General features: G+C 62.5%; 14 protein-coding genes. 6 read left to right on the plus strand and 8 right to left on the minus strand.

The annotated features are described in order from the left end of the window. Window positions 1-10: 10 nt before the first annotated feature. The 8 genes from AC1DZP_RS10970 to AC1DZP_RS11005 form a co-directional block, all read right to left on the minus strand. Complete coding sequence (locus AC1DZP_RS10970; protein ID WP_477302263.1) at window positions 11-1090, minus strand: glycosyltransferase; 1080 nt, start codon at window positions 1088-1090, stop codon at window positions 11-13. Between the two features lie 66 nt (window positions 1091-1156). Then, window positions 1157-1606 (minus strand): hypothetical protein, encoded by a 450-nt coding sequence (locus AC1DZP_RS10975; RefSeq protein ID WP_095082836.1) that lies wholly within the window; start codon window positions 1604-1606, stop codon window positions 1157-1159. Window positions 1607-1620: 14 nt separating this feature from the next. Continuing rightward, the gene (locus AC1DZP_RS10980; RefSeq protein ID WP_477302265.1) at window positions 1621-3063 is read right to left on the minus strand and encodes a GMC oxidoreductase; all 1443 of its coding nucleotides are present in this window, start codon (window positions 3061-3063) and stop codon (window positions 1621-1623) included. Between the two features lie 67 nt (window positions 3064-3130). After that, on the minus strand, window positions 3131-4462 hold the full coding sequence (locus tag AC1DZP_RS10985; protein WP_095082841.1) for a UDP-glucose dehydrogenase family protein: 1332 nt from the start codon (window positions 4460-4462) through the stop codon (window positions 3131-3133). Between the two features lie 67 nt (window positions 4463-4529). Beyond that, window positions 4530-5393, minus strand: a complete 864-nt coding sequence (exoK, locus tag AC1DZP_RS10990; RefSeq protein ID WP_477302267.1) for an endo-1,3-1,4-beta-glycanase ExoK — start codon at window positions 5391-5393, stop codon at window positions 4530-4532. Window positions 5394-5544: 151 nt separating this feature from the next. Further along, complete coding sequence (locus tag AC1DZP_RS10995) at window positions 5545-5949, minus strand: hypothetical protein (protein ID WP_477302269.1); 405 nt, start codon at window positions 5947-5949, stop codon at window positions 5545-5547. 290 nt (window positions 5950-6239) lie between these two features. Then, entirely contained in the window at window positions 6240-7262 is a 1023-nt protein-coding gene (locus AC1DZP_RS11000; RefSeq protein ID WP_477302271.1) for a glycosyltransferase family 2 protein, read from the minus strand. Window positions 7263-7352: 90 nt separating this feature from the next. Next, a complete protein-coding gene (locus AC1DZP_RS11005; RefSeq protein ID WP_477302273.1) occupies window positions 7353-8483 on the minus strand; it encodes a nucleotidyltransferase family protein in 1131 nt (376 codons plus the stop codon). A 517-nt stretch (window positions 8484-9000) separates the two neighbouring features. On the opposite strand from AC1DZP_RS11005, the gene AC1DZP_RS11010 reads away from it, so the two are divergent. The 6 genes from AC1DZP_RS11010 (at window position 9001) to AC1DZP_RS11035 (ending at window position 14922) form a co-directional block, all read left to right on the plus strand. After that, window positions 9001-9153, plus strand: coding sequence for a lasso peptide (locus AC1DZP_RS11010; RefSeq protein WP_095082854.1), 153 nt, complete (start codon window positions 9001-9003; stop codon window positions 9151-9153). Window positions 9154-9284: 131 nt separating this feature from the next. Then, window positions 9285-9629 carry a PqqD family protein gene (locus tag AC1DZP_RS11015; protein WP_477302275.1) on the plus strand — a complete coding sequence of 115 codons (345 nt, stop codon included), beginning with the start codon at window positions 9285-9287 and terminating at the stop codon, window positions 9627-9629. 124 nt (window positions 9630-9753) lie between these two features. Continuing rightward, complete coding sequence (locus tag AC1DZP_RS11020; protein WP_477302277.1) at window positions 9754-10131, plus strand: lasso peptide biosynthesis B2 protein; 378 nt, start codon at window positions 9754-9756, stop codon at window positions 10129-10131. Beyond that, on the plus strand, window positions 10128-12071 hold the full coding sequence (locus AC1DZP_RS11025; protein WP_477302279.1) for a lasso peptide isopeptide bond-forming cyclase: 1944 nt from the start codon (window positions 10128-10130) through the stop codon (window positions 12069-12071). The genes AC1DZP_RS11020 and AC1DZP_RS11025 overlap by 4 nt, the downstream gene beginning before the upstream one ends. Then, window positions 12068-13069 (plus strand): phosphoenolpyruvate carboxykinase (ATP), encoded by a 1002-nt coding sequence (locus AC1DZP_RS11030; RefSeq protein ID WP_477302281.1) that lies wholly within the window; start codon window positions 12068-12070, stop codon window positions 13067-13069. Before AC1DZP_RS11025 ends, AC1DZP_RS11030 begins: the two co-directional genes overlap by 4 nt. 8 nt (window positions 13070-13077) lie before the next feature. Continuing rightward, window positions 13078-14922, plus strand: coding sequence for an ABC transporter ATP-binding protein (locus AC1DZP_RS11035; protein WP_477302283.1), 1845 nt, complete (start codon window positions 13078-13080; stop codon window positions 14920-14922). The last annotated feature ends 3 nt before the right edge of the window (window positions 14923-14925 follow it).

The raw sequence follows: 14925 nt of genomic DNA on the forward strand, positions 1-14925 counted from the left end.
ACGAGGCTTGCTAAGCGGCTTGCCGCGCGCGCTGCTGTATCGCCCTGTCCACGATCGAGAAGAAGGTGATGAACTGGCGGTCGGGTTCCAGTTCTGGCCGCGCGGCGAAGCTGCGCGCGAGGCCCGAGACCCGGTCATATTCCTGGCTGTCGTTCCACAGCCGCCTGACGGCCGCGACCCAGTCGGCGAGCGGTGCATCGTAGTCGAGCACCACGCCACCTGAGCCGATCGCCTCGGGCAGGCCGCCACGCCGCGAGCCGACAACCGGGATTCCGCTGCAATGGGCTTCCGACGCGACGCGGCCCCATGCCTCTTCCCATTTGCTGGGAGCAAGCAGGATCTTGGTGCGGCCGTAGACCGTCTTCATGTCGCTGGTGCGGCTCTCCAACACGACATTGCCCAAAGGCGCGATCGTCTGTTCGATCCGCGCCCGATGATCGTCTTCCAGCTTCCAGCTTTCGACGAACAAGAACGGTATCTCGGGGCAGGCGCCGGCGATGCGCACCGCAAGCTCGAAACCCTTTTCCTCATAGGGATTGATCAGCGTGACAAACTGGCCCGTCGTCGGCGTGCTGTAATGCGCCGGATTGATGGTCGGCGGGATCACCGTCGCGTTGATGTCGAACTCGTTCTTGTAGGTGCGCGCGGTGAACTCGGAATTCGCGATGTATAGTGCAGAACGCAGTTCGCGCAGGTCGCCGCCCAGTTCATGGAATTCGACATTGCGAAGATAGACGACCAAAGGCACGCCCTCCGCCTGCAGCGCCTTGCCGATCGGAACCGATTTGTGACACTGGACGACGGCCACATCCGGCTTCAGCCTGTCGACGGCAAAGGCTGCCGCTTCCCAGGGAAACCAGGCCCGCACCACCGGATAGCCGGGATAGCTGTCGATGACCCCCGGTTGCCGCAACAGCTTCATCTTGGCGCGCGCCTTCAAGCCGAAGACACCATCGCCGAACAGGGCGGCGAGCACAGCGGCTTCATGGCCATGTTCGATCAACTGTTCGGCCAGATGGTGCGTGCTCGACTGAACGCCGCCGCTGAACTCGGGTGGATAGCCGCTGCCACCTGCAAAAAGGACTTTCATGGATCGGGCTCCTTGTCGCATATCGTATTTCGTTCCGAGGCAACCGGCGGCGCCTCGCTTTCGACGTCAGGCGAGTTTCGGCGGCTCCAGATTCGCGAACGGGTTGGTACAGGATTGCCAGCCGGTAAACCGGATCGGGTCATTGGGCGAACTGCGCCATGCGTAGTCCGTCAGCATATGGAATTCGGCGATGACCCAGCGATCGAATTGGATCAGATCTTCCCGCTTCTCCTGCGGCAGGAGGCGGCGGACGGCGCCCAATTTGAGCTCCTCGACCAGGGTGACGGCGTCGCTGAGCTTGTCGCTGGGAAATATCCACGGGTTCCGGTTGCGGAACTCCAGCACGAACTGCTGCAGATGCTCGATACGGATGTTGAGCCTGCCGAGGTATTTTTCGAGGGTGACGCGCACCAGGTCCTCATCGGAAAACGAGCTGACGGCGGCAAAGGCAACGCCCGTCGACACCACCCCACCGGCCACGATGGCCAAGGCCGAGCGTCTGGAAACTTCGATCATCCGATGCCCTCCTCTCACGCCATGCGGCTCGCCGCCCTCAGGGAGAGGGCCGCGGCGGTCAGGCTCGGGTTGGCGCAGGAACAGCTCGGATAGGTGCTGGTGCCGACGACAACCAGGTTTCTCAACTGGTGATGGATCATGTCGCTGTCGATGACCGAATCGGCCGGGCCGGTTCCCATCCTCAGCGTGCCCTGGACGTGCGATTCGGTTGGCCGGATGCCGCGATCGAACAGCTTTTCGACCGGCAGCGGAGCCAGAAGGTCAGGCAATTTCTCCAGCGCGCGGGCCATGCCCTTGACCGCGTAGTCCGACGGCGCCTTGAAGTTGACGAAGGCGTTGTCGTCTTCGTCGAGGGTGACGAAATTTTCGTGGTCGAGCAGGTTTTCGGTGACCACGACGAGCGGCAGCGCCTGGCGCAGCCGCCCCTTTTCGGCACGCATTCCGTGCTGCCAGCGGTTCTCGAAATAGACCAGTGCCGCCGCATGCTCCGATCTGTGCGGACCGTCATAGAGGCCGAAGTTCAGGCCGGTGGTGATGGTGCTGCCGTCGAAATTGTCGACACCGTCGAGATAGACCTCGAAGTTCCAGCCGTATGATTCGTGCAGGCCGCGGCCGACGAATTCGCCGCCCAGGCCGGACCGCAGCATGATCGCCGCGCTCTGGATGGCATTGGCACCGAGAATGAAAAGGTCGCCGCTAACCTGGTATTCCTTGCCGTCATGCATGAACGTGACCGAGCGGACCGTGCCGCCGACATGATCGAGCCGCCGCACCTCCGCACCGAGGCAAACCGAAATGTCGGGATGCTCGAAGACATGCATCAAGCCGTTGTTGACGGTGAATTTGGCGTCGACCGGACACAGCCAGCAGCGCAGATTGGCACAGCACGAGGTGCGCTGCGCGATCGGCACACGCGCCCGCGCCGTCGGCATGACGAAATGCTGGCCGGGCTGCGCCGCCTTCATCATCCGGTCCGGCGTCGACATGCGATGCGGCGGTTGCGGAAACGGCTTCGAGCGCGGCAGCATCGCCGCCATGTCGGGATCGCCGGAGATCGACATGATGTCTTCGGCGTCGCAGTAGAACGGTTCGACGTCGTCATAGCTGATCGGCCAGTCATTGCCGATGCCGTAGGTGCTTTTCAGCCTGAAGTCATTGGGATGGAACCTTGGCGTCTGCGCGAACCAGCAGTTCGTTCCACCCCCCAGTCCGATGGTGTAATTCCACGGCTTGTCGGAATTGGTCTTGTAGGTCGTCTCGTCGTCGATGTCGGTGTTGGCATTCTGCTGGAGCTGCCATTCATGGGTGTTGTGCCGGCCCCATTCGAGCACCAGGACGCGTGCCTTTCGGCGCTTGGCGAACTCGTGCAGGAAGAAGGCCGAGCCGAAGCCGGAACCGATCGCGACGAGATCGAAATGATCGCTGGTGATTTGCTCGGGCTTTACGTCCAGCACCATCAGCCACAACTCCTTGACGCGCCGGGCGCACCCGCCGGATTCCGCTTCCGGGTCTTCGCTGCCGGCCTCATGCCGCCATTCTGCCGATCGAGTGATATTCGATGCCGTGGCGGGCGATGACCTTGGGGTCATAGAGGTTGCGGCCATCGAAAATGATCGGCGTGGTCAGCGCATCCTTCATCGCGTCGAAGGACGGCGCGCGGAAACTCTTCCATTCGGTGGCGATCAGCAGCGCATCGGCGCCGCGCAGCGCGGCTTCCTTGGTGCCGCACAACAACAGGTCGTCGCGCAGCCCGTATATGTGCTGGCATTCCTGCATCGCCTCGGGGTCATAGGCCTGCACTTTGGCGCCGGCGTTCCACAGCGCCTCCATCAGCGTGCGGGCGGGCGCCTCGCGCATGTCGTCGGTGTTGGGCTTGAAGGCCAGCCCCCACAGCGCAAAGGTCTTGCCCTTGAGATTGCCCTTGAAATAGCGATTCACCTTGTCGAACAGGACGGATTTCTGCTCGTTGTTGCGTTCCTCGACGGCGCGCAGCAGCTTGGCGTCGAACTTGACACCTTCGGCGGTCTTGATCAGCGCGCGCACATCCTTGGGGAAGCACGAGCCGCCATAGCCAAGCCCCGGATAGATGAAGTGGTAGCCGATGCGCGGATCGCTGCCGATGCCCTTGCGGACCTCCTCGATGTCGGCGCCGAGCTGCTCGGCCAGGTTGGCCATCTCGTTCATGAAGCTGATCTTGGTCGCCAGCATGCAATTGGCGGCGTATTTGGTGAATTCGGCGCTGCGCACGTCCATCACGATCATCTTCTCGTGGTTGCGGTTGAAGGGAGCGTAGAGCTCGCGCATCACCGCTTCGGTGCCCTCGCTGTCGGTGCCGACGATGATGCGGTCGGGCTTCATGCAATCGGCAACCGCGGAACCCTCCTTGAGGAATTCCGGATTCGAAGCGACGTCGAAGGACAGGTCCTCGCGCCCTCTTTTCTTCAGCGTCTCGGCGACCCTGGCCTTCACCTTTTCGCAGGTGCCGACCGGCACGGTCGACTTGCCGACGATGATCTTGGGGGTGTCCATCTCACGGCCGATGGTCTCGGCGACCGCCAGCACATATTTGAGATCGGCCGAACCGTCCTCGCCCGGCGGCGTGCCGACCGCGATCATCTGGATTTCGCCGTGCCTGACCGCGGCCGCTGCGTCGGTGGTGAACTTGATGCGGCCAGCGGCATGGTTCTCCTTGACGAGGCTTTCGAGCCCGGGCTCGAAAATCGGAACGAACCCCTGGTTGAGCCGCTCGACCTTGTTGGCGTCGATGTCGACGCACACCACCTGGTGCCCGACTTCGGCAAGCACCGCTGCCTGCACGAGACCGACATAGCCAATTCCAAAGACCGTCAAATTCATTCGATTTCATTCCCATGCAAGGCAGCGGACCGCTCTCGGCCCGGCCAGTTCAAATCGACTTTCCCAACTACTTTATGCTGCATGCCAGCGATTCTGGAAACTGACAGGGCTCGCCCAAGGCCGTGAACGCCACGCGATCGATCTGCAGCGTGAGCTTGCGGCCTGGATCGGCGAACGCTCCCATCCAACCGGTCATCTTGTCGCTGCCCCAAAGGCTGAAGAATATCTTCTGGGCATGCGTCGGCAATTTCGCCGGATCGGTGATCGTGTTGACCAGCTGGCCGTTGACATACCAGCGCAAGCTATCTTTCTGCCAGACGAAGGCATAGTCGTTGAAGGCCTTGTCGGTGCCGCCCGCCACGTCGACCAGCTTCTCATTGTTGCCCTTGCCGGCGATGTAGGCGTTGACCTGCACCTTGGAGGTGTCCTTGGTCAGGACCTCGAAGTCGATCTCGTCCCAGGGCTGCTTGTCGGACGGACCGATATAGGAGAAGAAGGCCGCATTGAGACCGGAGCCGGTGTCGGTCTTTATCCGCGCCTCATAGGTGCCGTAGCCGAAGCGCTGCTTGGTCTGGATCTCGCCGCAAGCGTAGTCGCGGTCCTTCAGCTTCTGCTTTTCGAAGCCGAGCGACAGCACCCCGTCGGACAGCGCGACCAGGCCTTTCGACCAGGTGCAGTTTTGATGACTGCCGTTCGACCAACCGTCGGAAACATACCAGCGTGCACGATCGAAGCTGGTGAAATCATCGACGAATGAAGGCGACGACTGAATGTCCTGGGCGTGGGCGGGAGCCGTCACCAAACTCCCGAGAGCGACGAGCAGCAACGCACTGATCGCACTCAGCCGCTTGAGGCCGGCTTGTCTGTCCTGGCTTGTGAACGGCGTTCCGCCGGTTGCGATGGTGGACGTAGTCTTCGGATTCGAATTCATACCAAACTCACCTTTGTGCTGTGCATCCCCAACCCAAAGTCGACGTTCGAACCACTTCTTGAACGGGCCAACCTTGACCTCCTGCTTGACCCTCCCCTGACCTTGTCCTGCCTCGCATCAAATCTGTTGCAGCAATTGCGAACCTTCACTTTCAACCTCTGCCAGCGCCCGCCGGCCTGGTGTACTCGGCGGCTACGGTGGCCGAATCGGACGCCGCATTCTCGTCGAAGACCGTATCCAGCGAATGACGGAGTTCTTTCATCATGCCGTTCTGGCGCGACAGGTCCGCGATGCGGCGTTCGCAATTCAGGATCGACTTCGTCAGTGCGCTGACTTCGGACGACCGGCGGTCTGAGGTGGAGCCGTTCTCCATCGCTTCGACCAGGAAAGCGGCGTTGGTCGCCTTCGTCCGATAGCGATTCTCCAACCCGGCTCTCTCAGCCTCGATCTCGACCGCGATCTGCTCAAACAGCTTTGCCAGGCGATCAAGGCGTGAACCATCGGTCTGCCGGTCACGGGCCGGATCCCTGGATCTGAAACCGAATATCGAAGCCATGAACTCAGATTCCTGTCATCGCCGGCCTACGGGCCGGGCTTCTGGCCGATCCCCGCAGCCGGGGCTCAAAAAACTCATACTGCTTTGTCCTGCTCCTGCGAGGGAGAGACATCAGACCAATCCGATCGGGGGCCAGTTCGGCTGGTCGTCCAATTTGCTGCACCGCAACATAGACTGCCATCGTCTGGGCCGCGAGGCAACCACCCAGTTCGTAAACTCATAAATCCGACCGAAATGGTTTGCGCGATCAACTTGTCGCCGGCGGGTCAACCCGGACGAAACGGACAGTTTCACCGCTCCTTGCCGGTGCTGGTGCCGGCCATCAAAAAACGCAATGGCGGCACGTGCTTGTGCCTGGACACGAGGCCGACGCGGCGAAACAGCGCCTCGATCTTGTCGAAAGCCACGCCCTGGACGATGGGGACGAGGTTGGATTGGCTGGCGAATGCGTAGGCCGCTGCCGATGCCAGCCCGCGCTCGGCCTTGACGTCGAGGAAATTGCGCAGCCGGTATTTGTCGCGCACGTGCCGCTCGTGCCGTCTCAGCACCGCTTTCGAGCCTTCCGGCAGACTGTCGATCGCCAGCAGCGCGAGATCGGCATCGGCCAGACGCTTCAGGTCCTGCGTCTTGTGACGGCCGCTGAGCGAATCGGCGCGGACGATGGCGCCGTAGCCACACGAGCGGATGACCTTGAAGCGCGCCCCGCAGGCGACAGCACGGGCGTAGAGCTCATAGTCCTCGCCGAGCCGCAGGCTCTCGTCATAACGCAATCCATGGCGATCGAGGAAGGCGCGGCTGATCACCGGCTTGAGGAAGCCCAGTTCGCCCCTTTGCACGCGGCGCCTGGAAATATTGCCTTCGACGAAGCGCTCGAGATCGAGGAATTCCGGATCCGCGGCAAATTGCGGGGCGACGATTTTCGTCGCGTCGCCGGTTGCATCATCCCTGATGAGCATGATGTTGTCCGCCGCGAAATCCCAGTCGGCGACGGCAAACAGGTTGCGAAACCGGCCTTCGAGGAAAAAATCGTCGGCGTCGAGAATGCTGATGAACGGCGATCTCGAACTGGCGATCGCGGCGTTGCGAGCGTAGGAGGGGCCGCGATTGACATCGAGGCGCATCACCGCAAGCCGGCCGCTGCCGTCGTCGGCGGATCGCGCGACTGCCGCGGTGTCGTCCGTGGAGGCGTCGTCGACGACGACGACTTCCGCCACTTCCGGTTCGCGCAACGCGGATGCGATGGCGACGGCGATTGTCGCCGCCGCGTTCTTGGCCGCGATGATCACGCAGACCTGGGATTTCGTCATCGACATGGATTAGCCTCTCGTACAGGTGATATCGATTTGTGTTCGCCCCGTACCCGTTCGATGCCCGATTGCCACCAGCGCCAAATCTGTGTTCATTCAACGACCGCCCGGCCGTTCAAAGATGCGGCGGCTGATGTCGGCGGACGCCGCCCAACCAGCTTCCGCCAGATAGCGGACCGGCGCGCGACCGCACAGTTCCCACAGCACCGTTCGCCGCTGCGGCCACCGAAGCGACGACAGCCACGGCGCCATGACCATGTTGAGCAGGTCCTCGTTGCCGATGCGCGACAGGATGCGCGTCGCACGCTCCGACAGCAGCGTGCCGGCACCGCCGAGCAGTACATCGGCTGCGCGTATACCAAGCAGCAGCGTATCGTCCAGCCCCTGCGCTACCGCGGCATCGAGCACATGCCGCTGGTCCGCCTCGTCGAGGCGGCTGGCGCTGGCGCGCACGTCACAGACATAGCCCGCGCAGGGTTCCCGGTTGAACAGTGCCTTGGCGACGCTGATGCAGGACAAAAGCAGCGTGTCGGCGGCCGAGGTGAACGGCACCGTGGCACCGGCGATTTCGACCTGCCGCTTTCGCCGCAGAAACCCATCCGCGTCGCGCGGGCTCGGCGAGCCGGGCTGCTGGAGGCGGTAGTGGAGATCGACAGTGGAAGGCCTCGGTCCGTCGCCGCGCGTCATATGCTGTTCGCCGAGGAAGCGAACCCACCAGACGGAGCGCGACTTGCCGGCGACTTCGTAGCCGATCGAGCGCAGCGCATCCCGCGCCTTGAAATAGCCGACCGGCGAAACCAGAATGTCCACATCGCCCGAGGGCTTCATGAAGTGGTCGTCGTAGAGAAGCTGCTGCTGGAACGGACCCTTCAGAAAGACAAAATCGATCCGGCTTTCGCTCAGCACCTCATGGATCGCCATGGAGTCCATGATGCAGGACGCGTTCATCGAAACCGTCCTCCTGCGATAGCTGTCCAGCCAATGAAAAAGCTCGGGCGGTCTGTCACTGACAGGCGCGCGTGACAGTGCCTTGAGGACAAACGTCGCGACCTTGTTCAGCCTGGCGATGTCGGCAACATTGGCGCCGCCAGGGCCGGGCATCGATACGTCGCCCGCGGTGGCTCCTGCCCCGGCGAAATACAACCGCAGGCAGGCCCGCACATAGGCAACCTCGTCGGCACAATCGGCGGCGCGCAGTCGTTCATAGGAACCATCCGGCAAGCCCATTTAGCGCACAGTCTCCCAAAAAAGCGATTTGCGCGGCGCGTATGCTGCAATTGCGAAGCAAGCATCACCAAAATCCTTGATGGCGTAAAGCCTTTCCTTTTGCAGTGCAGAATTTTGCAACCTGAGCGTTTACCGACACTTCTGAAAAGCCGGTCAAAACCGCTGTTGAAATACCGCCCCTAACAAGGCGTTTTCAGCTTGCCTCACCATGGATTTGCCGGCTCAGTTCACCCTATTAGGGATGCCTAAAATAAAGGCACTTGGCAAATGTTTTATTCAAGCAAAATCAAATGCTTAAAGAATCGGCATCGACATAGTCGCCAAACATAGGGAATCGGTCTAGAAGACGTCATATTTTAGGCATGACCCACACATAAGGTGCTCGCGCAACCCGTAATTGATTAATGCCTGGTAAATCAGGCTTGACTCATAAATGCTGCCATGCAGCTATTGCGCTGCAGCATGCAAGTGCTGACGGCACTCGACAAGCCGTTTCCAGTCCATATTGGAGAGTAAAATGGAACAGAATGTTGAAAAGCAAGAATACGAGACGCCAAGCCTGACGGTGCATGGTTCGATCGAAACCATCACCCAGGGCGGCGGCGGCAGCACGGCGATCGACGCGTCTTTCCCCGCGCATACGCCGATCGGCGACCTGACGTTTTCCTGAAGCCTATCGCAATTACTCCAGAGTGATGACGTTGGGTCTCTGGGTTTAAAAATAAGAGAGTCGGGGGCACTGCCTCCGACTCCCCTTTCATTGCCTGGAACTGCGAAGCGTAGTGTAAGCGAGGTTTTGGGATGAACTGGAAGCAATCCGGCCAGCAGTTGGCCGACCAGGATTTGGCCGACCGATATTCAGCCGACCACGTTCGTGTGAGTGCGACCAAGGATGCCGTGGCTTGCGAGTTCGGCGATGGCCTGGCGCTCCTCAATCTGAAATCCAACATCTATTACAGCCTGAACGGCGTCGGCGCCTTCATCTGGGATTTGATCCAGGAGCCCAGGTCGATCGCGGAGATCCGCAGTGCGGTGCTTGCGCGCTACAACGTCGATCCAGAGCGCTGCCAGGCCGACGTCGAGGCACTGCTGAAGGGCCTGGCCGATAACGGGCTTGCGAGGCTTGATCATGAGGAACTTGTCTAAGCAGGTTCCGCATAAGGCCATGGTTTTGCGGCAGGAACCCGCGACCGAAAGGAGCCCCCAGCAGAGAAGGCGCCGGCAAGGCCGGCGAAGCCTGTTTGGGATTCTCTCCCTGAGCGGCTCGGAAATGATCTTCCTTAGCCGCTGCCTGCTCGTGGTCGCGGCGGTTCGGCTGGGACTGACACTGTTGTCCTACAACCGTGTTCGCAGCCTGGTGACGCGGCTTGACGCGCGACAGTGCGCCAGCATGGGCGAACTGCGGCGCGTCGCCTGGGGGGTTGCCGCAGCGGCCCGTTTCGTCCCTTACGCCACGTGCCTGACCCAGGCGCTTTCGGGCCAATACATGCTTGCTCGACAGGGTAATGCCTCGAAGATACGCATTGGCATCGAACGCGGCACGGGCGAGCAACTCAAGGCGCACGCCTGGCTGGTCAGCGACAATCATATCGTGCTTGGCGGATCGATCGACGGTTTCGCCCATCTGGTCGACCACGGCAGCCGATGAGCGGCGTGGCCGGAATCCTGCTTCGACATGGGCACGCGGCAGCGGCCCGGGGGCCCGCCCCAGCGGTCGCGGCGGCCGATATCCAGCAGATGCTGGCGCGCATGCGCCATCGCGGCCCGGACGGAAATTCGTGGTGGCTGGACACCGGCATCGCGCTTGGCCACGCCTGGCTCAACACCACCGATGAAGCCGGCCCCGGTCCGCTGACGATGGCCGACGGCAAGCTCGCCATCACCGCAGACTGCCGGCTCGACAACCGTGACGAACTGCTGGCCAGGCTGGGCATCCGCGACAGATCGGTCGCCGATGCGACCTTGCTGATGCGGGCCTATCTGCGTTGGGGCGAAGCCTGCCCCGTGCATCTGCAAGGCGATTTCGCCTTTGCCATCTGGGATGCCGAGCGGCTGCTGCTGTTTTGCGCGCGCGACCATTTCGGGGTCAAGCCGTTCTACTACCATGCGGCGGATCGGCGTTTTGCCTTTGCCTCGGAGATCGGGCCGATCTTGGGCGTCGAGGGGGTCGGCAGACATGTCTCCGAGCACCAGATCTCCGGGTTTCTGGCCGGGCTTCCCGATGACCCTCAGGCGACACCCTACAGCGACATCTTCAGCTTGCCGGCGCGCCACAGCCTGACCGTCACCGGCCAACAAGTGGTGCTGCGCCGTTATTGGCAGATCGAGCCGTCAGCCCGACCGATGCGGTCGGATGCGCCTGAGGAATTCGCCCATCTGTTCTCGCAATCGGTGCGCAATCGCATGCGCGGAACCTCCGCGGTCGGCGCGATGCTGAGCGGCGGCCTCGATTCCTCCTCGATCGCCTGTGTCGCCGGCCTGCAGAACGCAGCCGGGCGCAGGCCGAGGCTGCCCACCTTCTCGCTGATTTTCGAAAAGGGCTCGTCGATGGACGAGCGCCCGTTCATCGACGCCGTGCTGGATCAGCAGAAGGTCGACGGAACGCTGATTCCAGTCGGCAACTATGCGCCATTCGCCGAATTCGAACGGGTGCTGGAAGAGCAGGAAGGGACGTTCCTGGCGCCGGGCCTGACGTTGACCCGCGGCATCTACCGGACTGCCGGCGCCAAGGGCATCAAGGTCTTGCTGGACGGCCATGGCGGCGACGAGGTCGTTTCACAAGGTCATGGCCATCTGCATGAGCTTGCCAACGCCGGCAGATGGATGGATCTGTGGCGTGAGATCCGCAGCGCCTCCGACACCTATGGCGACAGCACGCTGGGTCTGTATTTCCAGTTCCTGACCCTCTACGGGCCGGCCTGGCGGATCGCGAAGCTAAGACATTTGGCAAATCGCGCCCTGAACAGGATACGCAGGCCGGCGCAGGCGCGGCGCGGCCGCGGCTGGCGCGACCTGATCAATCCCGATCTGGCCAGGCGCACCGAGCTTGTCGACCGATTTCACCGGGCCGGATACATGCCGCCCGGCGTCCAGGCCAGCGACGCCTTGAGCCATCGCTGGATCCTGTCGAACGGTTATGTCCCGCATGCTTTCGAGGTTCTCGACAAGGCCGCGGCCAATTTCGGCGTCGAGCCGCGCTATCCGTTCTGGGACAAGCCGCTGGTCGAGTTCTGCCTCGGCCTGCCCGGTGAGGAAAAGCTCAGCCACGGCTTTGGTCGCTATGTGCTGCGCCGCGCCATGGAAGGCGTGCTGCCGGCAGCGGTTCAGTGGCGGCGCGACAAGATCGACTTCACCGCCAATCTCGTCAACGGCATGCTGCGCAACCACCGCGACCTCTTGGAACAGCTGCTGATCTCGGATGCGAGCCGCATCGCGCCCTACGTCAATCTCCCCCAGGTGAGTGCTGCCTATGCGCGGCTGCTGCGCCAGCCCGATCGGGCGGCGCCTTTGGATGTCCAGTATGTCTGGCGCTCGGCATCGCTGTCGCTCTGGCTGCGGCAGCTCCAGCACAGCGGGAGCCCCGCATGATGCTGCGCAACGAGCCGCTCGTCGCATACAGCGATCATCCCCGTCCGGATGGCCGGACCGCGAGAGAGCGCCGCTTCTACCGCGCCTATGGCCTGACCATCGCGTCCGAGGTGGCGTTGCCCGAACTGGAGCCGGCGGCGCCGGGGGCGGCGGACGTCGTGATCGCCGTCGGCCCGATCGACCTGCCAAAACCCGGCTTGGAAGCCGCGACCGAGTTTCGCTTCGAGGCGGACCGGCAATATCTCGCATGGCAGGCCGTCGGCGCATTCCTGATCAGCGATGGCTGCCGCATCGACGTCGAGCCGGCGCCCGGCGTCGACGACATGCTGATCGCGTTTCCGCTGCTGGGTCCGGTGATGGCGCTGCTGCTGCATCGGCGCGGCCTGCTCGTCCTGCACGCCAGTGCCATTGCCGTCGCCGGCACGAGCGCCATCTTCATGGGCGACAAGGGCGCCGGCAAGTCGACGACGGCAAGCGCGATGATCCGGGCCGGACACGATCTGCTTACCGATGATGTCGTGGCGCTGGACCTCGCCAATCCGGGTCAGCCGATGATCGTTCCGGGTTTTCCGCAGATCAAGCTGGCAGCCGACGCCGCGGCGGCGATCTCGCTCGGAGAAGCCGAGGTGCGACCGCAAGTGCATCCGGCAATCGACAAGATGCAGCATCGCCTGAATGGCGCCTTTTCCGGCAACAGGGTGCCTGCGACCAGGATCTATATCCTCGAGCGCGGCGAAAAGGCTGCCATCACGCCGTTGCCCGGCATCGCCGCCCTGCCGGCCATCATCAAATTCTCCTATGTGACGCGGTTCGGCCGCGCGGCTCTGCCCAGCGATCTTGCAGAAGTGCATCTTCGGCAATGCGCGCGGCTGGCTGACCATGTCGGCGTTCGACGCCTCGAAGTCCCGACGGGCCTCGACAGGATCGGTGAGGCCGTGGACCTGATCGAAAGGGATCTGGCGGCCGGGAATCTGGCGACTGATCGTATGTGGTCGTGAGCGCAATCATGTCGAAGTCCTCAATCCTTCGCCTGTCGCTGTTTCGAGACGTTGCCGCATTCGGCGCCGCCATTGCCCAGATCGGCGGCCGGCGAACATGGACGGCGCTGCTCTTCCTGATCCTCGGCAGCCTGACCGAAGGCATCTCGATCCTGCTGCTGGTGCCGCTGCTGCATCTGGTGGGACGCGCCGACCAGGACTATGCGGTCAAGCTGCCGAACAATGATTTCGTACGCTGGCTGGTGCCAGACGGAACGCTGCAACTGACGACCGTGCTTTGCGTGCTGGTCGGGCTTGTTGCCGTGCAGGCGGCGTTCAACCGCTTCAAGTCGGTCTACATGGCCAAACTGCTGTTCGATTTCATCAACCGCGTGCGCATGAATTTGTTCGAGAGCATCGGCAAGGCACGCTGGGGCGTCTTCACGCGCATGCGCAGTTCCGATCTCGACCATGCCCTGACCGGCGATATCGACCGCGTCCAGGGCGCTGCCTTCTCGCTGTTGATGCTGGTGCAGATCGCCGTGCTTCTGGCCGGCTATCTGCTGGTTTCAGTGTTCATCTCGCCGGTGATGACGCTGTTTGCGGTCATTATCGGCATCGTGATGTTCGTGGCGCTGCAGCCGTTTCGATCGCGGGCCACCGCCTTTGGCCGGGTTCTGACCGCCAATCGCCAGGATCAGTACCGGACGGTTTCGGAATTCCTCGGCGGCATCAAGGTGGCCAAGAGCCTGAATGTCGAGGCGACCTATTTCGCACAGCTGCAAGCGACGCTCGAGAAGATGAAGGCCGACAATGTCGACTATGTGCGCAACAGCACGATCGGCACCGCGGTGTTCCAGGTGGCGAGCGTCGTTGGTTTGAGCCTGTTCATCTATGTGGCGCTGGTCCGCTTCAACCTGTCGCTGGCCGAGATCGTCGTCCTTCTGCTGGTTTTCATGCGCATCGCGCCGCGCTTCATGGACATGCAGACGCAGGCCCAGCAGGTCTTGATCAATCTTCCCGCCTATACGGCGATGCGCGGCATGCAGGCGCGTTTCGACGCCGAACGCGAGCCGGGCGATGCCGAAACCAGCGAAGGCGGCAAGCTGTCGCTGACAACAGGCCTCAACATCAGGGACGTCTGCTTCGGCTATGGCGACGACCCCACCAAGACGGTCGTCAGGGACATCACCTTCGGCCTGCCGGCCGGCAAAGTCACCGCGCTGATCGGCCCCTCCGGCTCGGGCAAGAGCACGATCGCCGACATGCTGCTCGGCCTGCTCGAGCCGACCGCCGGCACGATGCTCGTTGACGGCGTCGAGATCGATGCCGGTAACCGCCGCCGCTGGCGCGACCAGGTGGCCTATGTGCCGCAGGACGTGTTCCTGCTGCATGACACGATCGCGGCCAACCTGCGCCTCGCCGCGCCGCAAGCCAGCGATGACGATCTGTGGACCGCGCTGCGCTCGGCGCACGCCGGCGAATTCGTCGAACGGCTCGACATCAGGCTCGAGACGGTGGTTGGCGACCGGGGTGTGCGGCTTTCGGGCGGTGAACGCCAGCGCATTGCGCTTGCGCGCGCGCTGCTGCGCAAACCGTCCCTGCTCATCCTGGACGAGGCCACCAGCGCGCTCGACTGGCAGAACCAGTCGCTGATCGCCAAGTCGATTGACGGATTGCGCGGCACCATGACGATCCTGACCATTGCACACCGGCCGTCGATGATCGCCTTCGCCGACTGGGTTGTGGCGATGGAAAACGGCCGCGTTGTCGAAGTCGGGCAATATCAGCGGCTGAAGGAAAAAGCCGGCAGCCGATTGTCGCGAATGCTTTTGGGCGAACAGTCCGAGAGCCAGCCCGCTAACGTCGCGTGAGGC

This window comes from Mesorhizobium sp. P2_F8, from assembly GCF_056403655.1.